The sequence below is a fragment of the Dyella sp. EPa41 genome, assembly GCF_016586165.1.
Lineage (GTDB): Bacteria > Pseudomonadota > Gammaproteobacteria > Xanthomonadales > Rhodanobacteraceae > Dyella.
The window spans coordinates 1-23,288 of sequence record NZ_BCPR01000004.1; the positions used below are offsets into that span (position 1 = coordinate 1).

Annotated in this window: 19 protein-coding genes and 1 pseudogene; 11 read left to right on the forward strand and 9 right to left on the reverse strand. The window is 65.1% G+C overall.

Going from position 1 to position 23,288, the window contains the following annotated elements:
• Positions 1-400 precede the first annotated feature (400 nt).
• Together JMF82_RS02360 and fucP are read right to left on the reverse strand one after the other, a co-directional pair.
• On the reverse strand, positions 401-751 hold the full coding sequence (locus JMF82_RS02360; protein ID WP_201312931.1) for an L-rhamnose mutarotase: 351 nt from the start codon (positions 749-751) through the stop codon (positions 401-403).
• Positions 748-2,049 carry an L-fucose:H+ symporter permease gene (gene fucP, locus JMF82_RS02365; RefSeq protein WP_201312932.1) on the reverse strand — a complete coding sequence of 434 codons (1,302 nt, stop codon included), beginning with the start codon at positions 2,047-2,049 and terminating at the stop codon, positions 748-750. The genes JMF82_RS02360 and fucP overlap by 4 nt, the downstream gene beginning before the upstream one ends.
• Positions 2,050-2,228: 179 nt before the next feature.
• Between fucP and JMF82_RS02370 the strand changes: the two genes are divergently transcribed.
• Together JMF82_RS02370 and JMF82_RS02375 are read left to right on the forward strand one after the other, a co-directional pair.
• Complete coding sequence (locus JMF82_RS02370; protein WP_201312933.1) at positions 2,229-3,008, forward strand: IclR family transcriptional regulator; 780 nt, start codon at positions 2,229-2,231, stop codon at positions 3,006-3,008.
• Between the two features lie 212 nt (positions 3,009-3,220).
• Positions 3,221-3,610, forward strand: a complete 390-nt coding sequence (locus JMF82_RS02375; RefSeq protein WP_201312934.1) for a hypothetical protein — start codon at positions 3,221-3,223, stop codon at positions 3,608-3,610.
• 76 nt (positions 3,611-3,686) lie between these two features.
• Here JMF82_RS02375 and JMF82_RS02380 read toward each other — a convergent pair whose 3' ends face one another.
• The 3 genes from JMF82_RS02380 to JMF82_RS02390 form a co-directional block, all read right to left on the reverse strand.
• Positions 3,687-4,172: a hypothetical protein gene (locus JMF82_RS02380; protein WP_201312935.1), complete on the reverse strand. Its 486-nt coding sequence runs from the start codon at positions 4,170-4,172 to the stop codon at positions 3,687-3,689.
• Positions 4,173-4,453: 281 nt separating this feature from the next.
• Positions 4,454-5,581, reverse strand: a complete 1,128-nt coding sequence (locus tag JMF82_RS02385) for an acyl-CoA desaturase (RefSeq protein ID WP_201312936.1) — start codon at positions 5,579-5,581, stop codon at positions 4,454-4,456.
• A 5-nt stretch (positions 5,582-5,586) separates the two neighbouring features.
• Positions 5,587-6,678, reverse strand: a complete 1,092-nt coding sequence (locus JMF82_RS02390) for an iron-sulfur cluster-binding domain-containing protein (protein WP_201312937.1) — start codon at positions 6,676-6,678, stop codon at positions 5,587-5,589.
• Between the two features lie 91 nt (positions 6,679-6,769).
• Here JMF82_RS02390 and fabR point away from each other — a divergent pair, with 91 nt between their 5' ends.
• The 4 genes and pseudogenes from fabR to gnd form a co-directional block, all read left to right on the forward strand.
• On the forward strand, positions 6,770-7,411 hold the full coding sequence (gene fabR / locus JMF82_RS02395; RefSeq protein ID WP_201312938.1) for an HTH-type transcriptional repressor FabR: 642 nt from the start codon (positions 6,770-6,772) through the stop codon (positions 7,409-7,411).
• Between the two features lie 189 nt (positions 7,412-7,600).
• A complete protein-coding gene (locus JMF82_RS02400; protein WP_201312939.1) occupies positions 7,601-8,134 on the forward strand; it encodes a dihydrofolate reductase family protein in 534 nt (177 codons plus the stop codon).
• An 894-nt stretch (positions 8,135-9,028) separates the two neighbouring features.
• Positions 9,029-12,040, forward strand: a complete 3,012-nt coding sequence (locus tag JMF82_RS02405) for a TonB-dependent receptor (RefSeq protein ID WP_201312940.1) — start codon at positions 9,029-9,031, stop codon at positions 12,038-12,040.
• A gap of 450 nt (positions 12,041-12,490) precedes the next feature.
• Positions 12,491-13,405: pseudogene (gene gnd, locus JMF82_RS02410) on the forward strand (phosphogluconate dehydrogenase (NAD(+)-dependent, decarboxylating)); the annotation flags it as partial.
• Between the two features lie 28 nt (positions 13,406-13,433).
• On the opposite strand, the gene tkt reads toward gnd, so the two are convergent.
• Both tkt and tal read right to left on the reverse strand, forming a co-directional pair.
• Positions 13,434-15,482 carry a transketolase gene (gene tkt, locus JMF82_RS02415; protein WP_201312942.1) on the reverse strand — a complete coding sequence of 683 codons (2,049 nt, stop codon included), beginning with the start codon at positions 15,480-15,482 and terminating at the stop codon, positions 13,434-13,436.
• A gap of 74 nt (positions 15,483-15,556) precedes the next feature.
• Positions 15,557-16,648, reverse strand: coding sequence for a transaldolase (gene tal / locus JMF82_RS02420; protein ID WP_201312943.1), 1,092 nt, complete (start codon positions 16,646-16,648; stop codon positions 15,557-15,559).
• A gap of 344 nt (positions 16,649-16,992) precedes the next feature.
• On the opposite strand from tal, the gene JMF82_RS02425 reads away from it, so the two are divergent.
• The 5 genes from JMF82_RS02425 to JMF82_RS02445 all read left to right on the forward strand — a co-directional run bounded on the left by JMF82_RS02425 (position 16,993) and on the right by JMF82_RS02445 (position 21,557).
• Positions 16,993-17,169, forward strand: a complete 177-nt coding sequence (locus JMF82_RS02425) for a DUF3606 domain-containing protein (protein ID WP_201312944.1) — start codon at positions 16,993-16,995, stop codon at positions 17,167-17,169.
• A gap of 1 nt (position 17,170) precedes the next feature.
• Positions 17,171-19,705: a DNA ligase D gene (ligD, locus tag JMF82_RS02430; RefSeq protein ID WP_201312945.1), complete on the forward strand. Its 2,535-nt coding sequence runs from the start codon at positions 17,171-17,173 to the stop codon at positions 19,703-19,705.
• A gap of 24 nt (positions 19,706-19,729) precedes the next feature.
• Positions 19,730-19,870: a hypothetical protein gene (locus JMF82_RS02435; protein ID WP_201312946.1), complete on the forward strand. Its 141-nt coding sequence runs from the start codon at positions 19,730-19,732 to the stop codon at positions 19,868-19,870.
• Between the two features lie 136 nt (positions 19,871-20,006).
• Positions 20,007-20,861 (forward strand): DUF72 domain-containing protein, encoded by an 855-nt coding sequence (locus tag JMF82_RS02440; RefSeq protein WP_201312947.1) that lies wholly within the window; start codon positions 20,007-20,009, stop codon positions 20,859-20,861.
• A 186-nt stretch (positions 20,862-21,047) separates the two neighbouring features.
• Positions 21,048-21,557 (forward strand): DUF892 family protein, encoded by a 510-nt coding sequence (locus tag JMF82_RS02445; RefSeq protein ID WP_201312948.1) that lies wholly within the window; start codon positions 21,048-21,050, stop codon positions 21,555-21,557.
• 6 nt (positions 21,558-21,563) lie between these two features.
• Here JMF82_RS02445 and JMF82_RS02450 read toward each other — a convergent pair whose 3' ends face one another.
• Together JMF82_RS02450 and JMF82_RS02455 are read right to left on the reverse strand one after the other, a co-directional pair.
• Positions 21,564-22,718 carry an AarF/ABC1/UbiB kinase family protein gene (locus tag JMF82_RS02450; protein ID WP_201312949.1) on the reverse strand — a complete coding sequence of 385 codons (1,155 nt, stop codon included), beginning with the start codon at positions 22,716-22,718 and terminating at the stop codon, positions 21,564-21,566.
• Complete coding sequence (locus tag JMF82_RS02455; RefSeq protein WP_201312950.1) at positions 22,633-23,223, reverse strand: AarF/UbiB family protein; 591 nt, start codon at positions 23,221-23,223, stop codon at positions 22,633-22,635. The genes JMF82_RS02450 and JMF82_RS02455 overlap by 86 nt, the downstream gene beginning before the upstream one ends.
• Positions 23,224-23,288 lie beyond the last annotated feature (65 nt).

Genomic DNA, 23,288 nt, shown 5'->3' on the forward strand with positions numbered 1-23,288 from the left:
GTGAGCGCGCTGTGCGGGGCCGGCGGCGCTTTCTCCCTCTCCCCTTCGGGGAGAGGGTCGGGGTGAGGGGTGGGTGCTTGCGACGGAGCCACCGATGGGCGCTGCCGCACCCATGGCGACTACGGCATCCGGCCGCGATCCTTCGTCGGTTTTATCGCGCATTGGGTGCGCTCCTGCAGAAGAAGGCCATCGCGCCGTGTCGCGTAAAGCCTCCACTTCCCTTCCCCTCTACCTGCCAGGAGAGGGCCGGGGTGAAGGGGTGGGTGCTTGCGACCAGCCCATTGCCTCGACTGCAGGAGCGCACCCAGTGCGCGACCGCAGAACCCAACAGCGGCGCTTCGCCGGTCGTTCGCGCACCAGGTGCGCTCCTGCATGAAGCGGTTACATCGCGCCCAACGTGTCAGCCGACGCATTCAGCCAGATCAAAAATCCGCTGCATCGGCACCCACTTCTGTCCCGCCGCCGCCCACGGCAGCGGCTGCTGGAAGGTGGACATCAACGTCTCCCAGGCCTGCACGCGTTCGCTGGCCGCATCCGCGGCCGCCTTGGCGTCGGCATCGAAGTCCGCCGGCACGCGCATCAGCATCACCAGCCGCGTTCCGGTGCGAAAGATCTGCATGTCCAGGATGCCTGCCTCGCGAATCGACGCCACGATCTCCGGCCAGATGTTTTCGCGTCGATGCCAGTGTTCGTATTCGGCAATCAGCGCGGGATCGTCGCGCAGGTCCAGTGCCAGGCATTGCCAGTTCATGCCGTCACCCCGGCCACCGCACGCTGCCAGTGCTGTTGCGCAAACAGGAAGATCGCCACGAAGCAGACCGCCGGCACGAGCATCGCGTGCGCAATGCCGACGCAATCGGACGCCACTCCCATGGCCGCGGTGAGCACCGCGCCGCCGATGATGGCCATCACCAGCAGGGCCGCCGCGAACTTGCGTTCGTCATCGCCCTTGCCTTCCACCCCGAGCGCGAAGATGGTCGGATACATCACCGACATGAAGAAGCTCGACGCCACCAAGGCATAGATGCCCGGACGCCCCGCGATGAACGCCGCCACCGCCATCAGCAGCACGTTGGCCAGCGCGAACAGCGCGAGCACGCGCGAAGCCTTCAGGTGCTTCATCAGGGCAGCGCCGGCAAAACGTCCCGCCATGAAAAAGACCAGGCCCGCCGTGACAAAGCCGGCAGCTGACTTGGCCGACGTGCCCGGCATGGTCGCCTGCGTGTAGCGGATCATGTGGCTGAATACGGCGACCTGCGCGCCCACGTAGAAGAACTGCGCCGCAATGGCGCCGAGCAGGCGCCCGTCGCGCAGCAGGCGCTTGAGCACGCCGCGCGGGGCCGGCACGCCATCCTCGCGGTGCGCCACCGACGGAAAGCGCGTCAGCCAGATCACGCCCGCCCAGGCGATCACGCCCAGGCCGATCACCAGGTAAGGCAGCTGCACCGCTGCCGCCTCGCTCTTCATGAAGGCCTCATGCGCGCCCGCGCTCATCGCGGCGAGTTCCTGGGGCGTGTGTTCCACGCCCGTGAAGATGAACTGCTGCCCGATCAGCACACCGGTGATCGATCCCAGCGGATTGAAGGCCTGGGCAAGATTGAGTCGCGCGGCAGCCGACGATGCTGGACCCAGCAGCGTGACGTACGGATTGGCCGAGGTCTCAAGGAAGGCGAGCCCGCAGGCGATCACGAAGAGCGCTGCCAGAAACATGGCATACGTGGCGTAGGCAGCTGCCGGCCAGAACAGCAAGGCTCCAACGCCATACAGGCACAGCCCGAAGATCACCGCGGACTTGTAGCCGTATCGCCGCATGTACGCGCCCGCGGGGAGCGCGACGATGAAATAGCCGAGGTAGAACGCGCTTTGCACGAGCGCTGCCTGGAAGTCCGACAGCGTGAATGCCTTCTTGAACTGCGCCACCAACACGTCGTTGAGGTTGTTGGCTACGCCCCAGAGAAAGAAAAGACTTACGATCAAGGCCAGGGGCAACAGGGGCGTGCTGCCGTGCGAGTGACCACCCGCCGTTGTCGACGCGGCTTGTGGGTGCATAGATGTCATCCTCCGGCGATTGGCGAATGCGGCCCTTGTGCACCGGGCGCCACACATGTGCAAATATGAACTTATAATTCACCTGTATAACAAGTTGCAGCGCAGCATGCCGCGGTCGGGGAGGCAAGCGATCCCGCCCGCATAGACCGCAGACGAGCCACCCAACACCACGGACGCCCATGGCCGCAGAGTCTCCCAAATACCGCGCTCCCGCCCTCGACAAGGGCCTGGACATCCTCGAGCTGCTGGCACGCGCCGTGGCGCCGTTGACCATCGCGGAGATCTCCGAAGGCGTGGGCCGTTCGCGCGGAGAAATCTTCCGGATGCTGCAGGTACTGGAAGAACGCGACTACATCAGCCGTCCGGACGGCGAAGGCCGCTATTCGCTCACGCCACGGCTTTTCCGCCTTGGCATGGAGCAGCCGCCGGTCAAGAGCATGGTGGAGACCGCCCTGCCCGTCATGCACAGGCTGGCGGACGACATCGACCAGTCCTGCCACCTGGTGGTGCCTTCGCAGGAGCAGATCGTGGTGATCGCGCGCGTCGACCCGCCAGGCGAAATCGGCCTGGTGGTTCGCGTGGGTCACCGGCGTCCGATCTCGCACTCCGCTTCGGGGCACGTGTTGCTGGCGTGGCAGGACGACGAAACGCGCGAGCGCTGGTTCACCATGATGATCGCGCACGAACCCCAGCTGCAGCGCGCGGCCATCGACACCGCGATCAGCGATATCCGCGCCGCCGGGTTCGCCACCATTCCCAGCCAGGTGGTGGACGGCGTCACCGACATCTCGGCGCCGGTCATGCAGCACGGCCGGGCCACGTGCGCCATGACCATCCCCTTCATCGAGCGCCGCGGCTCCGCACTGAACATGGCGACCACCACGAAGCTGCTGGTCGAAGCAGCCAACGAAGTGTCCGAAGCACTGGCTCATCGGCCCACGCCATCCCTGGGGAACTGAAAAGCGCCTCTACACCCATGCGAAGCCGCAAGACGGGCGGCGCTCAATCAGCCATTGGTTGTAGCGCCCATGGCGATACACGGGCACGACGGCCGTGCTAGCTTGACCCCCAGCCCGGCAGCTGCACGGCAAACCGCGCCGCGCCGGCTGTGGCATCACCCGCAAGGATCGCCCTTGGTTGCGTTGGCGCTTGACCATCAGAAGGGGGCAGCATGGGACACGACAAGACGCGCTCGGACGTTTCGGTCGGCCACGTGGATTGGGATGATCCACAGATCAACCGCCTGCTCGAAAACGCCGGCAGCTGGAACATCGACCATCGAAGCCACCTGCCGCCCCAGCGCGTGCAGATCCGCGTCATCTGCGGATGGAGCGCCAACGATGTCAGCAAGCCCGCGCTGCTGATCTCCGACGCCGACGGCATCATGCTGCTCGCCACGCATGTGCCCCTGCCGCACGGCGAAGAGGTTCAGGTGAACAGCGAAACAGGCGGCATCGCGCGAACACGCTGGGGCATCGTGATCGAGGAGCGCGAAGGACAACGCCAGGAAGACCGGGCGCAGGGCCTGTATCTGAACTGGTTACGACATCGCGCCCGCTAGCCGTCCAAAAGACAACCGGCACCGGCACGCCACGAATGCTCCGCGGCACGCCAGGCGGCGGACTCCTCGACGCCCGTCACGCGGCCGCCCCTGCCCGAACCACGCCGATGCCCTCCAACGACCTGTCCTGGGACCATGACAGGTCCTGACCGGAACGTCGTGTCAGCCGCGTCACGACACCCCTTGCCTGGGATTCATCCTCCCAGACAGCGAAGCTCATGCCCGCTTCCATCATCGGGAGCGCCACGTCGGCCAGGAGCAGCCGGACCTCGACCTCGAACCACTCGCCCTGCAGGTGCTCGCCGTCGAAATGTAGGGTCGCAGACCAGAATTCATGGCCCATCTCCACCACGCTCCGCCACTCACCTCCCGAGAGGTGGCTGTCGCAACCACCGGACTCCGTCGGGACCAGGTAAATCTCTGCGATGAAATCTGGCGATGTGTGTGCGGCCATGTCGGTTGCCTGCTGACGACAACACCCTGCGCGGTCGATCCTATTGACCCGGAACGAGCGATCGATGGCCTGGTTGCTTGCCGCTGACGGGCGCCAGGCACGCGGCATCGTCACTCCCCGCCGATCGCTTATACTCGATCGGAGTCGCACGGCGGCGCGCTCCAGTTGCGTGACACCACGCCACCCTCCGGAACGAATCCCACGGTGGGTCAATGCAGGACCGCCGGGCCCGACCGACCGGAAAAGCATGCTCGCGGAACCCGGCGGAACGCGACTGCAAATCTACGGAATGCGGGTTGCGTAAATCTACGTACGGCTGGCGAATGCGCGCCGCCAGCCGGCTTTCCATGTCCCGCCGACCGCTCCCGACGGGCAATCACACTCCCGCGTCAGCCCGCAGCCATCAATGGCCGCGCCGGCCCCGGCTTGCTGGGAAACGCATGACGCAGGATGCGCCATACCACGGTGCCGAACTGCCTGGGCAGCGAGCCGGTGTTGTAGTGCTGGCCGTAGCGGGCGCAGATCTCGCGGACCTCCACCGCCATCGACGCGTAGCGGTTCGCCGGCACGTCGGGATAGAAGTGATGTTCGATCTGGTGGCTCAGGTTGCCGCTCCACAGGTTCATGAGCCGGCCACCGGTGAGGTTGGACGATCCGCGCAGCTGCCGCAGGTACCAGTGGCCACGGGTTTCGTTGACCACGCTTTCCCTGGGAAACACTTCCGCATCGGCGGTGAAGTGACCGCAGAAGATGATCACGTAGGTCCAGATGTTGCGGATCACGTTCGCCACGATGTTGCCGAGCAGGACGGGCAGGAAGAACGGGCCCGCCAGCAGCGGAAACAACACGTAGTCCTTCAGCGTCTGCTTGCCGATCTTTTTCACCACCGGCGTCGCCATCTTCCACAAGGCGCGGCCCGTCATCTTGCCCGCGAACCAGCGACCGATGCGCAGGTCCTGCAGGGCTACGCCCCATTCAAAGAGCAGCGCGAACACCACCGCGATGGCCGGCTGCATCAGGTAGAAGGGCTTCCAGCGCTGTTCGGGGAAGATGCGCAACAGGCCGTAGCCGATGTCGTCATCCATCCCGCGCACGTTGGTCCAGGTGTGGTGGCTGTAGTTGTGCGTCTTGCGCCAGTTGTCACTGGTGCCGACGATGTCCCATTCGTAGCTGCGCCCCTGCAGCGCGGGATCGCCCATCCAGTCGAACTGCCCGTGCATGACGTTGTGGCCAAGCTCCATGTTCTCCAGGATCTTGGCCAGCCCAAGCAGCACCGTTCCCAGGATGCACAACGGCCATAGCAGCGACGGCAGCACGGTGCCACCCAGTATCGCGCCAGCCATGAGCACGACGCGACCGCCCAGCCCCAGCCAGCGCACGCCGGCCACGATCCTGCGGATGTAGTCGGCGTCACCCTGCCCAAGCGTCGCCAGCGTGCGGGCGCGCAGTGCATCGAGTTCCTCGCCGAAGCGATCCAGTTCCTCCGGGCTCAGGGCGCGGCTCTTGATCTTGGGCATGACGTTCAGAGTTCCAGGGAAAGATCGCTTTGCGCCGCGTGCATGCACAACCGCAAGGCTTGGGTAGGTTCGTGTTGCACGCTGCGATCGTGCAGGGCGCGCGTGGCGCCGCTGGGCTTGCCGCACGAGCATGTGTTGCAGATGCCCATGCGGCAGCCGTGCCGGGGTTTGATGCCCTGCTCTTCCAGCGCCTCGAGCAACGACTTGTTCCGCGCGATATCCAGTGTTCGGCCGGTTTGAAGCAAGGTGACGCGCACATGACCCTCGTCGCTCGCGTCGACGACACGCGGCGGCGGGCTGAAGGCCTCGGACTGAAAGGACAGGCACCGGCTGTGCAACAAGGCGCGGGCGCGTTCGACGAAACCATGCGAACCGCAGGCGAGCACGTGAATCCGCCCGTCTTCCGGCAACAGCGTGGCGAGGTGGTGCGAATCGATTCGCCCCGCCGACTCGTCCGCGGCGTGCGCAGTCTCGCCGGTCAGCATGAAGTGCACATGGAAGTTCGGATGGCGCGCCGCCAGGCCCCGCAATGTGGCGGCCTGCACCAGCTCGGCACGCGTGCGGGCCCAGTATGCCAACCGCACCGGCCGGGGAAATCCTGCCGCGGCCTGCGCCTGGACAAGGGCGAGCATGGGGGTGATGCCGCTACCGGCTGCCAGCATCAGGCAAGGCGCCTGTCCGGCGGGCACGCAAAGCTCTCCAAACGCCTGGCCCAGCTGCAACACGCTGCCCACGGCCAGGGCCTGCAGATGCACACCGAGCTTGCCGCCCTCCACCGCCTTCACGGTCATCCGGATACACCCATCCGCGCGCGGCATGTCGGACGCGCTATAGGAGCGGGTGTAGCGCACGCCGTCGATCTCGACACCGATATTCATGTGCTGTCCGGCGCGAAAGCCGCGGAAATGGCGGTTCGGCTTGAGCACCAGCGTGGTGACGCCTTCGGCTTCGGGCCGGCGCTCGACCACCCGGGCGCGTGCGTCACCCCACGACCACAGGGGATTGAGGCGGGACAGCCAGAAGTCGAGGACGGCAGGCGGGGCCCATGCCGCGTTGAGGCGGGACAGCCAATGGGGTCGGCGAATAGCGGTTACCATGGGGTCATTATACAATCATATATACAAGTGTATATACGGTTGTCTATACAGCTGTCTGCTATTCTTTCGCGAGCCCCTCCGACCCGAACCGATGCCTCAAGCCGCCGCCAACGACGCCTCCGAAGCCGGGCGCAAGTCCCAGATCAGCCGGGATGACCTGCTGGCGGCGGCCCTGCGCCTGCTGGGCCCGCATCGGAGCGTCTCCAGCCTCGGCCTGCGTGAAGTGGCGCGCGAAGCGGACATCGCCCCCAACAGCTTCTATCGGCACTTCCGCGACATCGACGAACTCGCGGTCGCCTTGATCGAGCTGTCCGGCGAGGCCTTGCGCAAGGTGGTCGACCAGGCGCGCGTCAACGTGGTGAGTGGCCATGCGGTGGTGCGCGGCTCCGTCGAAGCCTTCATGTCCCAGGTACGGTCCGAGGACGGGTTGCTGCAGGTGCTGCTGCGCGAAGGAACGGCCGGGTCCGACGCCTTCAAGCGCGCCGTCGACCGCCAGCTCGATTTCTTCGAGGAGGAATTGCGGGTTGAGCTGGTGCGACTGACCGAGGCCGCCGACCAGCCCCTGCACGACCCCGCGGTGGCCGCCAAAGCCATCACGCGACTGATCTTCGCGATGGGCGCGCACGCGCTGGATCGCCCCATCGAGGACGATGCGGAACTGATCCATCAGATGACCCAGATGGTGACGATGATCCTGCTCGGCTCGCGCCACCTGCGGACACGCCTCGGCTGACAGCCGTCCGCCGGCCTCGGTGCAAGCCTCGAGTATTGCGCAGGCATCACCCGATGCCATCGCATCGATGCTCATGGGATCAAGCCTGGCGGCCGGTCCACCAGCGACACGGCGCGCGGATCGCTTCCGGTTTTACTTCTGCACGGCGGCAGCCCAAGCTACCCGGAAGGCCTCGACGGGAGACAATCCATGGCCAAGCTGGTCTTCGAATTGAACACGTCGCTGGATGGCTATGTCGATCACCAGAAGCTGGGGCCGCCTGACATGGCGCTCTTTCGCCATTTCACGCAGCGCGTGCGCGACCTGACGGGCATGCTGTACGGCCGCCGCATGTACGAGGTCATGCGCTACTGGGACGAGGACCGACCCGAATGGGGTGCCGATGAACGCGATTACGCGGTGGCATGGCGAAGCCGCCCGAAATGGGTCGTGTCGCGCTCGCCGGAGCCAGTCGGCCCGAACGCAACCCTTGTGGCCGATGACGTCGAAGCCGCCATACGGAGGTTGAAGGCCGGGCACGCCGGTGACATCGAAGTCGCCGGGCCGGATCTGGCGCAAAGCCTCACCGGGCTTGACCTCATCGATGAGTATCGACTTTATGTTCACCCTGTCGTGCTTGGCCACGGCAAGCCATTTTTCGCGGGCCCTCGCCCGCCGCTCCGCCTCGTGGCCAACGACTTGATCGGCGAACGCGTGATCCGGCTGACCTACGTGCCCGCGTGATGGCACGAGGCGTCCGCCGGGCGCTGTCGATGCACTGAGTACCGAACCGGATCGAACGGGCAGCCGCGCTTGCGTTTGGCGCACCACTCATCCGCGACCTGCGTCGTCGCGGCAAAGGTCATCTCGCCCGAACGCCACCCTGGCTCGGCAGCCCGACGATCCTCCACCCGAATTCGCATCGCCGCCTGGTCGCCGCTTGCGCCCAGGTTGACGGCATTGAAGCGCGCGCCACTCGCAGGGCAACCCTGCGGTCTGCCCGCTCAACTTTTATCCACCCATCCGGAGACAGCCTGGTGACAGGCTTCGCGGCAAAAACCGCCCCTCCCGACTCGCCGTAAGCGTGGCGAAAACATTATATACATCAGATCATTACGCGACATATCTCGAGTCATCAGGCGAACCGTTCGCATTATTGTTGCAGTGCAACTTGCATCGATCCAGATTGGGCCTATAACTCTACGCAACTCACATATGAACTCTTAGTTCGTATATGAATCGGACCTGACGAAAAGGCGGGGCCGGGCGGCACGATCGCGGGGAGAGGTGGTATGCGGGGCACGAGCTCGATACAGCCAATAGCCGGCATGGCGGCGCAGCACCCGGCGTGTGCGCCGTGGACGCGCGCGAAAACGAATGATCGATGCATGGCATGGACGCGGGCAACCCTCCGTGATGGTCCGTGCGCAATCACCCGTGGTTGGAGCGGGAACGAGCAGACAAAGCCGTCACGGGGCCTTGTCGCGATCCGGGCGGCCTGAAGCGTCTGTTGCGGTCAGGGGAACCGCAACAGCGGGCCGGCAGGCGAACGAACACAACGCAAAGAAGTGAGCCGAGCTGGCGAGCGCACAACTCAAAAGCAATCACAACATTGAAGCTTTACGGGGAGGATTAGTCATGAGCACCACCTGTCTACGACGCAGCGTACTCGCCAGTTCCCTGGCGCTCGCACTTTTCACGCCGCATGTGTTCGCGCAGTCGGCATCACCCGCCAGCGACCAGTCATCGACACAGCAGGCGCCATCGAGCGCACCGTCGGATGCCAAGCCGGCCAAGGCGGTCGACCTGAAGGCGATCACGGTGACCGGCTCGATGATCCCGCGCGTGGAGGTCGAAGGACCCGCCCCGGTGGTCTCCATTACCGGCGAGCAGATCAAGGCGCAGGGCTTCACCACGCTGTGGGAATTCCTCGATTCGCTACCGCAGGTGGGCCAGCAGGTTTCGGACTCGCCCTCGTGGGGCTCCAGCTCGGTCAATGCGCGCTCGGTCAATCTGCGCGGCCTGGGCCCTGGCTTCAGCCTGCTGATGATCAACGGCCATCGCGTGGTGGACTACCCGCAGCCGTTGAACAAGCAGAGCAACTTCCAGAACTACAACAACATCCCGACCGGCATGATCGACCATGTCGAAATCCTGGCGTCGGGTGCCTCGTCGATCTACGGCTCCGACGCCGTGGCGGGCGTGGTCAACGTGATCCTTAAGAAGAACTACCAGGGTGACGAGCTGCAGGTGACGGGCGGCGGCGCCACCCGCGGTGGCCGCAGCTATGGCGACATCAACTTCCTCGGCGGCAAGTCCGGCGAGAACTGGCACATCCAGTACAACCTGGAAAAGACCAACCGCACGGCGCTGTGGGGCCATGATCGTCCGTACCAGGACTCGGTCTCCGATGCGGGCTATGGCGCCTGGGGCCCGGCCGCGCGCATGTTCGGCTACCAGTACGACGCAGCCGGCGCCATCGCCCTCTCCGCGAAGGACGCCAATGGCCAATACATCACGCCGCCCACCGGCACCTGCTCGAAATTCACCAATTCGCAGCTGGCCCAGTCGCACACCGTCACCACCAACGGCACGCAGATCGCCAGCATCACCGACAACGGTTACTACTGCGCGCAGCCCCATCTGTTCCAGGACTGGGTGCTGACCGGCGGCACGCGCAGCACCAATGGCTACCTGGGCGGCGAGTACGACTTCTCCAACGGCCTGCAGCTGTACGGTTCGGCCGCGCTGTATGACACGGTGGGCACGTCCAACACGCAGTTGAATGCCTTTGGCACCGGCCAGTTCTACGACCAGACCACCGGCCAGGTCATCAGCCAGGCCATCCGTCAGCTGACCGCGACGGAAATGGGCACCTCGGCCAATACCCACGACCGCGAGCAGAACTGGAACCTGGAGCTCGGCCTGCGCGGCTCGATATTCGACAACCAGTTCCACTGGGACCTGAACCTCAACAGCCAGCGCTACACCGTGCGCGAGGACTACACGGCCTACAACCAGAAGGGGATGAACGATTTCTTCCTCGGCAAGCAGCTGGGCACCACCGCCGCCGGCGATCCGATCTATGCGATGAACTGGCAGCAGTGGTGGAATCCGATCAACCCGCAGCAGTACAGCCAGTTCGCGGTGAATGGCGAAAACACGTCGTCATCGTGGCTGGACCAGGCGCAGTTCCGCATCAACGGTGACCTGTTCAAGCTGCCGTGGGTCAACGACTCGGTGGGTTGGGCCGCGGTGCTGGAAGCCGCGCACAACGGCTTCAAGCTCTCGCCCGATATCCGCGGCCTCGACCCGACCACCTTCCAGAACCCGTTTGGCGCGTTTCTCACCGGCGAAGGCACCCGCCAGCGCTTCTCGCTGGGCACGGAGTTCCGCATACCGCTGCTCGATTCGCTGACCTGGACCATTTCCGGCCGCGGCGACAAGTACAACGACGCCAGCAAGGCCGACGTTGCCAAGACCTGGGGCACCGGCATCGAATACCGCCCGTTTGACAGCCTGCTGTTGCGCGGCAGCTACGGCACCAACTTCAAGGCGCCGGACATGCAGGCCATCTACCTGACCGGCTCGACCTCGCCGGTAGGTGATTACATCGACCCCCTGCAATGCATCAACGCCATCAAGTCGGGCCAGTCCAACAGCACGTGGTGCAACCTGGTGCAACGCCCGACCTCGCAGTACTACACGCTGTACACGAACGGCAGCCGCCTGCTGGAGCCGCAGACCGGTCATTCCTGGACCTACGGTTTCGTGTGGCAGATCCCGGGCGTGCAGGGCCTGTCGATGTCGGTCGACTACTGGCACATGGGCGTGGACAACGCCATCCAGTACCTCGGTGCGGACACCGTGCTGACCGATGAGGCCGGGTGTCTTACCGGCGTGCAGGCAAGCGGCACCTCGGCCTTGTCGCCGTACACGGCGCACGTGCCGGGCTCGCAGTACTGCCAGATGGTCACCCAGATGGTCCAGCGCAATGCGGCTGGCCAGATCGTGTCGGAGCAGTCCGGCCCGATCAACGAGGCGTCGCTGTATGTGAGCGGTATCGATGCGCTGCTCGACTACAAGCTGCACACCGAAGACAGCGGCGATTTCCGCGCCACCATCAACTACACCAACAACCTCGAGTACAAGCAGCGTGTGCTCGCTTCCGACCCGCTGCAGAACACCCGCTACAACAACGTGGCGAGCCGCATGACCTGGATCGGCGACTGGACCAAGGGCAAGTGGAACGTGTCGATCTCGGGCGTGCGCGACGGCAGCATGCGTGCCCCGAACTACGCCGGTTGCAACGTGTTGCCCAACGGCATCCAGCCGGGCATGGTCAACGTCGTGAACGGCAGCCAGTCGATCAGCACCGGCATCTGCCAGGTCACGCAGGATGGCAACCCGGTGAACGTCGCCGACACCACGTACCGCGGCAGGACGCCGGTGTGGATCACCTGGAACAGCTCGGTGGGCTACCAGATCAACCCAGACACCCGCCTGAAGCTCACCGTGTCCAACATCTTCGACAAGGTCGGTGCGATCCCCTACTACGCCGGCGGCTTCGAGTTCGTCACGACGGGGCAGACCGCCAGCGAATACAACGGTCGCGAGTGGTTCCTCACGTTTGACTACAAGTTCGACTGATCGATCGGAGGGTCGCGCCTGATCAAGCCGGCCCGTTGAAAAGTGAGCTCGGGCGGCGCCACCCCCTCTGGCCTGGCTCGAGCTGACTTGTGGAGCGAATCGGCCCCGGTGTTTCCGGGGCCGATTCTTTTTGTGCGCCATCCATCGCCATGTGCGCCTGCAGGCTTCGCGGCCCGCGCTGGTCCGATGGCGTGCAACACCAACGCCGCTCGCAAGTTCCTGCCGCCCTCGACATGAGGGCGCGCATGGATCGCCCCAGAAGGCGAAAGCAGCGACGATCAGCGCGGCGACGCCCTTAAATCAATTGCTTATGTCGCCCGCCCCGCTCCGCACGAGCCGCCGGGTGCTCACCAACATCCACTTTGACGCTTGAGCGACCGGCGCTTCTCATTGACCTCCTGCATCGGATGCCACATTTAGGCTCCTGGCTATCGACACGATGGGACACAAGGACAATCCATGAAGCTCGGCATGATCGGTTTGGGCAGGATGGGCGCCAACATGGCGCAGCGCTTGTTGCGCGGCGGACACGAGGTCGTGGGCTTCGATCCGCAGCCCGCCGCGAGACAGGCGCTCGAAGACAAAGGCGCGGCCTCGGCGGATTCGCTGCAGGCCCTGGTCGCCGCGCTGCCCGCGCCGCGGGTGCTGTGGCTGATGGTGCCGGCCGGCGAAGCGACGGACAAAAGCCTGGACGCACTGCGGCCGCTGCTTGGCCCGGGCGATGTCGTCGTCGATGGCGGCAATTCGAACTACAAGGACACCTTGCGCCGGGCGAAGCAGTTCGGCGAGCACGGCATCGCCTATGTCGACTGTGGCACCAGCGGCGGCGTGTGGGGCCTGGATGAGGGCTACAGCCTGATGATCGGTGGCGACGAAGCCGCCGTCGATCGCCTGCGCCCGGTGTTCGAGACGCTGGCGCCCGCCAGGGATCGCGGCTGGGCTCGCGTCGGTCCGGTGGGCTCCGGCCATTTCACCAAGATGGTCCACAACGGCATCGAGTACGGCATGATGCAGGCGTATGCCGAAGGCTTTTCCATACTCAAGCACAAGACCGCCTTTGGCCTGGATCTGCACGCCATTGCCGAAGTCTGGCGCCACGGCAGCGTGGTGCGTTCATGGCTGCTGGATCTCACCGCCGACGCCTTGAAGAAGAACCCGGACATGTCCGGCATCGCGCCTTATGTTCCGGATTCCGGCGAAGGCCGCTGGACCGTCGATGAAGCCATCGACCTCAACGTTCCCGCGCCGGTGATCACGCAGTCACTGATCGAGCGCCTGCGTTCGCGCGACGACGATTCGTTCTCCGACAAGCTGCTGTCCGCCATGCGCAACGAATTTGGCGGCCACCCCATCAAGAAGGAATGACCTGCCGCGCCGGCCACACGCGCTGCCGCTACCTGGCGAGCAGCGCCCTGGCCCGCGCCACCACCGCATCCACCGTAAAACCGAACGACTCCAGCAGTACCTTGGCGGGCGCGGACGCGCCAAAACGCTCCATGCCCAGCATGTCGCCATCGGGGCCGATGTAGCGCTCCCAGCCCTGCGATACGCCCAGTTCCACGGCGAGCCTGGCTCGCACGGAAGGTGGCAACACCTGGTCGCGCTCCGCTTGCGTCAAGGCATCGAAGAGTTCCCAGCTCGGCATCGATACGCAGCGCACGGCCACGCCCTCTTCCTGCAGGCGCTCCGCCGCATGGACGATCAGGCCGACCTCCGAACCGCTGGCGATGAGGATCAGCGCCGGCTTGCCATCGGGCGGATCGCTCAGCACATAGCCGCCACGGCGCAGCCCATCCGCCGCGGCAAACCGGCGGCGATCCAGCGTGGGTACGTCCTGCCGGGTAAGCGCCAGCAGCACCGGACGATCCTTCGTCTCCATGGCGACCCGCCAGGCCATCGCCGTTTCATTGGCGTCCGCGGGGCGGATCAGCACCAGGTTCGGAATGGCGCGCAGATTCGCCAGCTGTTCGATGGGCTGGTGCGTCGGCCCGTCTTCGCCGAGCGCGATGCTGTCGTGGGTGAACACATGCACGACGTGCAGGCCCATCAACGCAGCCAGCCGCACCGGCGGCCGCATGTAGTCGGAGAAGATCAGGAAGGTCGATCCGAACGGCACGATGGCGCCGTGCGCGGCGAGGCCATTGACGATGGCGCCCATCGCATGTTCGCGGACGCCAAAGTGCAGATTGCGGCCGAAGTAACCCCAGCCCGCCGAATCCGAACCTTGCAGGTCCTCGCCTTCCGACGCCACTGGATTGAAATCGCCCAGGCCTTTCAGCACGGTTTTCGTCGACGGGTCCAGATCGGCCGAGCCACCGGTGAACGCGGGCACCCTGGCGGCGAATGCGTTCATGACCTTGCCCGAAGCGTCGCGCGTGGCCATGCCCTTGTCGTCTGCCTCGAACACCGGGATGTCGGCATCCCAGCCTTCGGCAAGCTCGCCGCGAATGGATTGCTGCAGTTCGGCATGAAGATCCGGAAACGCCTTCGCATAGGCATCCACGCGGGCATCCCAGGCTGCCTCCAGCTCCTCGCCGCGTGGCACCGCCTGGCGAAAATGCGCCAGGACATCGTCGGGGACCAGGAAGTCGGGCTCCGTCGGCCAGCCGAGCTTCTGCTTGGTCTTTCTCACGCCCTCGGCGCCCAGCGGCGAGCCATGGGCCTTGAAGCTGTCCTGCTCCGGCGAGCCGTAGCCCAGGTGCGTGCGCACCAGGATCATCGTTGGCCGCGTGCGCTTTGCGCGCGCGGTTTCCAGGGCGGCCTCGATCGCCGCAAGATCATTGCCATCGTTCACGCGGATGGTATGCCACCCGTAGGCATCGAAGCGGCGCCGGCGATCTTCGGAGAACGTGATGTCCGTGCCCGCCGATAGCGTCACGGCATTGTCGTCGTACAGGCAGATCAGCTTGCCCAGCCGCAGGTGCCCCGCAAGCGAGGCGGCTTCCGAGGCAACGCCTTCCATCAGGTCGCCATCGCTGACCAAGGCATACGTGCAGTGATCGATCACGCGATGACCGGGCCTGTTGTAGCGCGCAGCCAACTGCGCTTCGGCCATGGCCATGCCGACGGCATTCGCCATGCCTTGACCGAGGGGGCCGGTGGTGGTTTCCACGCCCGGCGTGTGGCCGCGCTCGGGATGTCCCGGCGTCTTGCTGCCCCATTGGCGGAACCGCTTGATGTCGTCCAGGGTGAGCTCGTAGCCGGTGAGGTAGAGCAGGCTGTAGAGCAGCGCCGATCCGTGCCCCGCGGAAAGCACGAAGCGATCGCGATCGAACCATTGCGGATTGCCGGGATTGAACTTCAGCCATCGCGTCCAGAGCGCGTACGCCATGGGCGCCGCATCGAGCGGCAAGCCCGGATGCCCGCTGTTCGCCTTCTGCACCATGTCGACCGCGAGAAAACGGATGGTGTCGATGCATGTCTTGTCGAAGTCGTTGGACATAAGGTTTTCCGAAGAAGCGTCGCGTGCCTTCGTGCCATGCCAGCGGGTGCGCCCTTCCCTGCGCCACCAGAAGCTCAGGAAGCTTTCGCGCCGCGCAGCGCCTCGCCTTTCTCGGCAACGCGACGGAGCAGTGCCTTCCAGGATTTGACGAACGCCTCGGCGCCCTCCTGCTGAAGTCGAACGGCAAGTTCGTCGGTATCCACGCCTGCCCCGGCAAACCTGGCCAGCACGGTGTCGGCGTCGCCGCCATCCCTTGGCATGACGCCCCTGAGCTCGCCGTGGTCGGCAAAGGCCGCCAAGGTCTTTTCAGGCATCGTGTCGATCGTGTCGGACGTGGCCAGCGCCTCCACATACAACGTGTCGGAGGCGTTGGGGTCCTTGGTGCCGGTGCTTGCCCAAAGCAGCCGTTGCGGAAGCGCGCCCTCATCGGCCAGCGCACGCCAGCGCGGCGATGCGAGCATGTCCCGGTATGCGCGATAGACCGTTCCGGCGACAGCCACGCCAAGCGTATTGCGCAACTTCTCGTCGACCTTGTCCTTGACGGCCACGTCCCAGCGGCTGACGAACAGCGACGCCACGGAACATACCTCCGCATCCAGCTTAGCCTCGAGCCTGCGCTCGATGCCGCGCATATAGGCCTCGGCCGCAGCCATATACTGGTCACTGGAAAACAACAGCGTCACGTTGATCGGAATACCCGCGAAGATCGACTCCTCGATGGCCGGGATGCCCTCCGGGGTGCCTGGGATCTTCACGAACAGATTGCTGCGCGCCGCCTTCTGGTGGATATCGGCCGCGGCGCGGATGCTTTCCTGCGTGTCGGCGGCCAGCAGCGGCGACACCTCCATCGACACCCAGCCGTCCATATGGTGGCTTGCCTCGTAGACGGGATAAAACATGTCCGCGGCGCGGCGCAGGTCGGCCAGCGCCAACTCCATGAACAGCGGCTCACCGGACTCGCCGGCGCGTGCCCTCTCGCGGATGTCCGCGTCATAGGCATGGCCGCCGCCCACGGCCGCGTCGAAGATGGTCGGGTTGGAGGTGAGGCCGGTAACCGAAAACTCGTCGATGTAGCGGCGCAACCTGCCGTCGTCGAGCAGGTCGCGGGTGATGTTGTCCAACCAGAGGCTCTGCCCCAGGTCATGCAGTTGCCGGGTCGGTTTCATGACGAACACCGCGTGTCGCGCATGTCGTGATCGCGCCTTTCCCCGGCACCCGGGAGATCGCGAAAACTTGCCCGCATGATGCACATCGCCTCTGCCTCACTGCTTGAGCACCGCCGCCCCTGCACGACGTTCCGCCGGGGTCCGGCTACCCTGGCCCACCGGGTGTTAAAGCCCGGCATGGAGTGCATGGTCGTCGCGTGATGCCGTATTCCAGCCTTGAGGCGGGATCGAACCGATGGCAGCCTGGCCGGAGAGCCGGGCCTGCAGGGTCCGTTCGCGGGCGCTTGACTGCCCATTCACTACGGCCGTGCGAATGGTTGAGCTCCGTCTCCGGAGGAGCCGTCATGACCGACGACAAGAACCTGCGCGCGCCACGGGACGCCGAGCGCGTCAACGTCAACGAGGACTACGAGGTCCGCTACTGGTGCCGGAAGTGGGACGTCTCGGAGCAGCAGCTGCGTGACGCCGTCAAGCGCGTCGGCGTGATGTCCAGGGACGTGGCGAAGGCGCTCGGAAAATAACGTGTCGCTTCGCGATTACGAACGAAAGCGCCGGTTTGACCGGACACCCGAGCCGCGACCGGAAGGCTCCGCCATCGGCACCGGGCGCGAGCTGTTTGTCGTGCAGCTGCACCATGCGCGGCGCAGGCATTACGACTTCCGGTTGCAGGTCGGCGACGTGCTGAAGAGCTGGGCCTGCCCCAAGGGGCCAAGCTACGACCCGGCCGTGAAACGCCTCGCCGTGGAGGTCGAGGATCATCCCGTGTCCTACGCCGCCTTCCAGGGCGACATTCCCGACGGCTACGGCGCCGGGCATGTCGACACCTTCGACACCGGCGTCTGGTCGGCCTTGGGCGACCCCGAGGAACAGCTGCAGAAAGGTCACCTGAGCTTCGAACTCTTCGGCCAACGGCTCAAGGGTCGCTGGCACCTGGTGCGCAGTCATCGGGCCGAGAAAAAGCCCGCATGGTTCCTCATCAAGGACAAGGACGCCTATGCGTCCAAGCTGGAGGCAGACGACCTGCTCGACACCGCCATGGTGGAGAGCACCCGGCGCGGCGCGGGAAAGAGCGGAGGCGCCAAGGAGGTGGCCGAAAAGCTCAAGCGCGGCAAGCGCCAGGCCGCACCGACCGGCAGGCGTCGTCGCGTGTCAGCCGCGACGTGGGCGGCGAAGATTCCGGGCGCCCGCGAACACTCGATGCCTCCCGGCTTCTTCAAGCCCGAGCTGGCCACCCTGCGGCCCTCGCCACCGACGGGCGATGACTGGCTCAACGAGGTGAAGTGGGACGGCTATCGCATCCTCACGAGCATCAGCGACGGCAACGTCGACCTGTGGTCGCGCAATGGACTGCCCTGGACCGGGAAGCTGCCGGAAATGCGCCAGGCCATCGAGGCCCTGGGGCTCGCGTCGGCGCGGCTGGATGGCGAGCTCATCGCCATCTCCGACGGCCGCCCCGATTTCAATGCACTCCAGCAGACGCTCTCGGGCGAACGCGCCTCGCCGCTTCTGTACATGCTGTTCGACATGCCTTGCCTGGAGGGTTTCGACCTTTCACGTGCCGCGCTGCTGGACCGAAAGAATGCACTGGAACGACTGCTGCAAGACGCACCGCCGCCGTTGCGCTACAGCACGCACGTGATCGGCAACGGTGCGCAGGTTTTCCAGAACGCCAGCGAAAACCGGCTGGAAGGCATCATGTGCAAGCGTGCGGACTCGCCTTATCGCAGTGGTCGCGGCGATGACTGGGTGAAGGTCAAGCGCCTGGAATCCGACGAGTTCGCCGTCGTGGGCTATACGGCAGCCAAAGGCTCGCGCAAGGGCTTCGGCTCGCTCCTGCTCGCCAAACCGGCGCCGGACGGTGAATGGGCTTACGTCGGTCGCGTCGGCAGCGGATTCTCGGACGAGATGTTGGGCAAACTCACGCGCTCACTGGCCAAGGCAGGCACGCGCGTGCCCAGTATCAAGCATGCCGGCGAGGCACCCAGGGATGCGCATTGGATCCAGCCGACCGCCGTCGCGGAAGTGTTCTATCGCGGCATCGGCAACCAGGGACTGCTGCGTCAACCCAGCCTGAAGGCGATGCGGCTGGACAAATCGCCGGCCGACCTGCGCAGCGGCGACCACGATGCGGGCAAGCGCGCATCCACGCCCACCCGCGGGAAACGGACGACTACCGGCGAAGCGATCACCATTACCCACCCCGATCGCGAGGTCTATCCGGGCGAAGGCATTACCAAGCAGGACGTGGCCGACTATTACACGGCCGTGATGGACTGGTTCCTGCCGGGCGTGCTCAATCGACCCACCTCCGTGATCCGCTGGCCGCATGGCATCGGCAAGCCCAGCTTCTTCCAGAAGCACATCCCCGCCGGCGGGCTCGAGCATGTGGGTTCGGCGCGGCTGAAGGAAGAAACCGGCGCATCGGCCGTCTATCTCTATCCCGACAGCGCTCAGTCCATCATCGAGCTCGTGCAGTACAACGCCATCGAGTTTCATCCGTGGGGAGCGCACGTGGACCACCCCGACGGCGCGGACCGCGTCGTGTTCGACCTGGACCCCGGCCCGGATGTGAGCTGGACGCGTGTCAAGGCCGCTGCCCGGCTGGTGCGCCAACGGCTGGACCAGCTCGGATTGCAGTGCTTTCTCCGCACGACGGGCGGCAAGGGACTCCATGTGGTCGTGCCGCTCAAGCCGGTTTCTCCGTGGAGGGAGGTCAAGCTGTTTGCGCAGAGCTTTGCGCAGGTGCTGGAGTCGATGCATCCACTGGAGTTTATCGCGGTCAGCAGCAAGGCCCGCCGCCGCGGGAAGATCTATGTCGACTATCTTCGCAATGGCCGCGGGGCCACCGCGGTGGCCTCGTACTCCCTGCGTGGCCGGCCGGGCGCACCGGTCGCCATGCCCTTGCGCTGGGGCGAGCTCGGCAAGCTCAAGAGCGCCGCACAATTCAATATCAAGACGACCGTTGCCCGGCTGAAGCGTCAACGCGCCGATCCCTGGGAAGGCATCGACAAGATGCGCCAGGGTCTCGGTGCCGTCATCGAATCCCTCTCTTCGTAAGCGCCCCTGGCGCCAGGAGTCCCCATGAAATCCCCGCGGCGTGCCGCATGGATTGTCTTCGTCCTCGCCCTGCTCATCATTCTCGCGGTGGGTTTCTATCGGGCCGCGCGCCACAAGGAACCTCGCCCCGAAGCCACGCCGGCGGTGCCGACGTCCACGGCTTGAACGGCACCCGCCTCCTGTCCCGATGTCGCGCGAGAAGCCCGCGCTCACCGGGCAGGCACGTTGCGACGGACTCCTCCACACGTGCTGCGCGCGGTCGTGGCTAGTCTCACGCCATGTATGCCAGCAGGAATCAACCATGGCGGTGCGCATCGGCATTTCGGGTTGGAGCTACCGGCCGTGGAGGAAGGTGTTCTATCCCGCCGACCTGCCCGCCGACGACGAACTGGATTTTGCCTCGCGACAGTTCAATACCATCGAGCTGAATGCATCCTTCTACCGGCTGCTGACGCCTGCAAGCTATCGGGACTGGCGTCGCCGCACACCGAAAGGCTTTGTCTTTGCCGTGAAAGCGCCGCGCTTTCTCACGCACGTCAAGCGACTCAAGGATCTGGACGAACCGTTTTCCGTGTTCCTGGCGTCCGGCCCGCTCGAACTGAAAGGCAAGCTGGGCCCTTTCCTGTGGCAACTTCCACCGAACTTCCGCTACGACCGTGATCGCATCGAGGCTTTCATGACTGGCCTGCCACGCTCCGGTCGCGATGCCCTGGCGATGGCGCGCCGATACGCCAAGGTGAACAGCACGAGTGCCTTCGAACGGCAACGCCTGAGGCATGCGCTTGAAGTGCGGCACCCGAGTTTTCTCGACGAGGGCTTCATTCGCCTGGCGCGCGACCATGGCGTCGCCGTCGTTGTTTCCGACGGCGCGGGACGCTGGCCGATGATCCAGGACGTGACGGCGGGATTCATGTATATCCGCCTGCATGGCGAGAACACGCTGTATGGAGGGCGCTACAGCGAGCCTGCGCTGACGAGCTGGACCGCGAAGATCGAGGCCTGGCGCAAGGGTGCGCAGCCGGCCCATGCCGCGCTCATGCTTCGCCAGGGCGCCCCGTCCCGGAAGTCGCGGGACATCTACGTGTACTTCGACAATGACATCAAGGTAGACGCGCCTTTCGATTCGCAACGACTGATCAAGCGCCTCAAGCCATGACGGATGCTTTCGTCGCCGAGTCAGCCAGGCGGCGAAAAGGTGCCATCAAGCCTGCGCCGCCTAGCAAAAACTTCACGAAAACCACGCGCGGGCTTGTGCACCGCGCGGGCAACCTGACGCCATGGGTACCCAGGCAAAGATCTTGCTGCCCATCATTGCCTCCTTTTTTGCCAGGGAAGTGTCGCCATGACCGAAGCACGGGAACTTCTGATCGACTGGATCCGTAACGCGCATGCCATGGAGGTGCAGTCCGAAGAGCTGCTGGTCAGCCAGCTGCGCCGCATCGACCATTACCCCGAACTGCGCGACCGCCTGAAATCGCACCGTGACGAGTCACGCACGCAGCGGGCCATATTGGAGGACTTGCTGCACGACTATCGGACGACGCCCTCGGCGTGGCGCGAGGCAGGCGTGAGGCTCATGGCGTTCGGCCAGAACATGTTCCAGGTCGCCAGCAGCGATGAGGTGGTCAAGGGCGTGATCATGCTGGCGTCGTTCGAGCGCATGGAAATGTCGGTCTATCGCGCCCTTGGTTCCGCCGCCCAGCTCGCGGGTGAAGCCGCCCTGGTGGACATATTCGACCGTCTATACGCCCAGGAGCAGGCCATGGCGACGTGGCATGACGAGCATCTATCCGACCTGGTCCGGCAATTCGTGGTGCGCTCGGAACTTCCCGATGTCACGGCCCGGCACTGACCGCCGCTAGCGACCGTCGTCCCGGGGTGAGCGGTCCCGGCGCAGGGAGCTCAGCAGCAGGCCCGCCCCCATGATCGCCCCGGCGCCGTACATCAGCATCGGCAAGGCATCGTGAACGCCGTGCTCCGTGCGGTCGAGCATGGAGCCCGCAATGAACAACGCCGCGGCAATCACGCCGGTGGCGATGCGGTTGGCGATCTTCTGCAGGTTCTCTATGAGATGGGATTCCTCCAGGCCGTCGATACGGAAGCGCATGCGGTTGTCGGCCAGCGTCTGCAGGATGCGCGTCAATTGCTCCGGCGCATCGAGCAGCGCTCGTCGCGCGTCGAGGGCGACCATGCCGTACTCCGCCTGCGCGGCGCCGGGCCGCAGTTGCTCCAGGAGCAGGCGGCGCAGGTTCGCACTGATCAATTCCCGGGTCGGCAGGATCGGCGAGAGATGGCGCAACGCAGGTTCGAGGTTCAGCATGGCCCGCCCGAGCAGGCTCAACTCGGCGGGCGGGCGCAGGCCGTACCTGGCGCCAATGGTCGTCAGCGAGAGCAACAGGCGCCCCATCTCCAGCGTCGCTTCGCCATGGGTCACCGCGTAGCGCAGCACCGCATCGCCGACGGCACGGCGATACCCGACGAGATCGGCTTCCGGCAATTCGACGAATAGCCGCTCGCAAAGACGGGCGACGGCGTCACCATCGCCCTGGGAGGCAAACAACAGCACCTTGAGCAGCGCCCTGCGCGTGACGGGCGCAATGCCCGCGATCATGCCGAAATCCAGCAGGGCCAGCCGGCCGTCCCCGGTCTGCACCAGGTTGCCCGGATGCGGATCCACATGCACGAGCCCATGCAGGAAAACCTGGTCGATATAAGCGCACAGCAGCTGACCCGCCTGCTCCGTGGCCACGTCCTCGCTGACCGGCAGCGGCGCCCCGAAACGCAACTTGTCGCCATGCACGCGGGTCATCGTGAGCACGCCGCCCGAACAATAAGCCTCGTGCACGGTTGGAATGTAGAGCCTTGGATAGCCCGCGAGCTGGCCCGCAAACTGTCTCATGTAAGCAGCCTCGGCCAGGAAATCCAGCTCATTGAGCAGGCTTCTGCGCAACTCGTCGATCCACTGCACCGCGCCATAACGGCGCCCCCATGGCCGTGTGGCGCTGAAACCCATGGGCGATGCGCTCGAGAATATCCAGGTCGGTGCGTATGCGCTGCTCGATGCCGGGTCGACGTACTTTCACCGCGGCATCCGTGCCATCGCGCAAGGTCACCGCATGTACCTGGGCGAGCGACCCGGCAGCCAGCGGCTGCCCGTCGAAACGGAGAAAAACCTGCTCGGGCTCCGCGCCCAGTTCATGCCGGATCGTTTCGCGAATCGCCTCGACCGGCACGGCGTCCACATCGTTCTGGATCTTCTCCAGGGCGGAAAGATAGGACGCACTGACGAGGTCGGGCCGTCCGGACAATGCCTGGCCCAGCTTGATGAATGCGGGGCCAAGACGTTCGAGATCGGCAACGAAGCGTTCGGGTCGATCGACCACCGGAGCCGCCTGCGAAGCATCTTCCTGGCGGAAGATGCCGGCGCGGCGATAGCGCAAGACGAAGCGGAGGATCTGGGCGTAACGCGAGAGGCTACCTGGCATGAGCAAACCCGGAAGTTGGCGCTGCCGATCCATGCGCCTTGCTGACGAAACGCAACGCGGGCCGGCTCAGTCTGACGCTAGCGATGCACAGGTGCACA

Bases quoted from the DNA above. Each gene is read 5' to 3' on its own strand.
- JMF82_RS02360 (WP_201312931.1), bottom strand. From the start codon at position 751: ATGAACTGGCAATGCCTGGCACTGGACCTGCGCGACGATCCCGCGCTG.
- fucP (WP_201312932.1), bottom strand. From the start codon at position 2,049: ATGCACCCACAAGCCGCGTCGACAACGGCGGGTGGTCACTCGCACGGC.
- JMF82_RS02370 (WP_201312933.1), top strand. From the start codon at position 2,229: ATGGCCGCAGAGTCTCCCAAATACCGCGCTCCCGCCCTCGACAAGGGC.
- JMF82_RS02375 (WP_201312934.1), top strand. From the start codon at position 3,221: ATGGGACACGACAAGACGCGCTCGGACGTTTCGGTCGGCCACGTGGAT.
- JMF82_RS02380 (WP_201312935.1), bottom strand. From the start codon at position 4,172: ATGCCGCGTGCCTGGCGCCCGTCAGCGGCAAGCAACCAGGCCATCGAT.
- JMF82_RS02385 (WP_201312936.1), bottom strand. From the start codon at position 5,581: ATGCCCAAGATCAAGAGCCGCGCCCTGAGCCCGGAGGAACTGGATCGC.
- JMF82_RS02390 (WP_201312937.1), bottom strand. From the start codon at position 6,678: ATGGTAACCGCTATTCGCCGACCCCATTGGCTGTCCCGCCTCAACGCG.
- fabR (WP_201312938.1), top strand. From the start codon at position 6,770: ATGCCTCAAGCCGCCGCCAACGACGCCTCCGAAGCCGGGCGCAAGTCC.
- JMF82_RS02400 (WP_201312939.1), top strand. From the start codon at position 7,601: ATGGCCAAGCTGGTCTTCGAATTGAACACGTCGCTGGATGGCTATGTC.
- JMF82_RS02405 (WP_201312940.1), top strand. From the start codon at position 9,029: ATGAGCACCACCTGTCTACGACGCAGCGTACTCGCCAGTTCCCTGGCG.
- tkt (WP_201312942.1), bottom strand. From the start codon at position 15,482: ATGTCCAACGACTTCGACAAGACATGCATCGACACCATCCGTTTTCTC.
- tal (WP_201312943.1), bottom strand. From the start codon at position 16,648: ATGAAACCGACCCGGCAACTGCATGACCTGGGGCAGAGCCTCTGGTTG.
- JMF82_RS02425 (WP_201312944.1), top strand. From the start codon at position 16,993: ATGACCGACGACAAGAACCTGCGCGCGCCACGGGACGCCGAGCGCGTC.
- JMF82_RS02435 (WP_201312946.1), top strand. From the start codon at position 19,730: ATGAAATCCCCGCGGCGTGCCGCATGGATTGTCTTCGTCCTCGCCCTG.
- JMF82_RS02440 (WP_201312947.1), top strand. From the start codon at position 20,007: ATGGCGGTGCGCATCGGCATTTCGGGTTGGAGCTACCGGCCGTGGAGG.
- JMF82_RS02445 (WP_201312948.1), top strand. From the start codon at position 21,048: ATGACCGAAGCACGGGAACTTCTGATCGACTGGATCCGTAACGCGCAT.
- JMF82_RS02450 (WP_201312949.1), bottom strand. From the start codon at position 22,718: ATGGGTTTCAGCGCCACACGGCCATGGGGGCGCCGTTATGGCGCGGTG.
- JMF82_RS02455 (WP_201312950.1), bottom strand. From the start codon at position 23,223: ATGGATCGGCAGCGCCAACTTCCGGGTTTGCTCATGCCAGGTAGCCTC.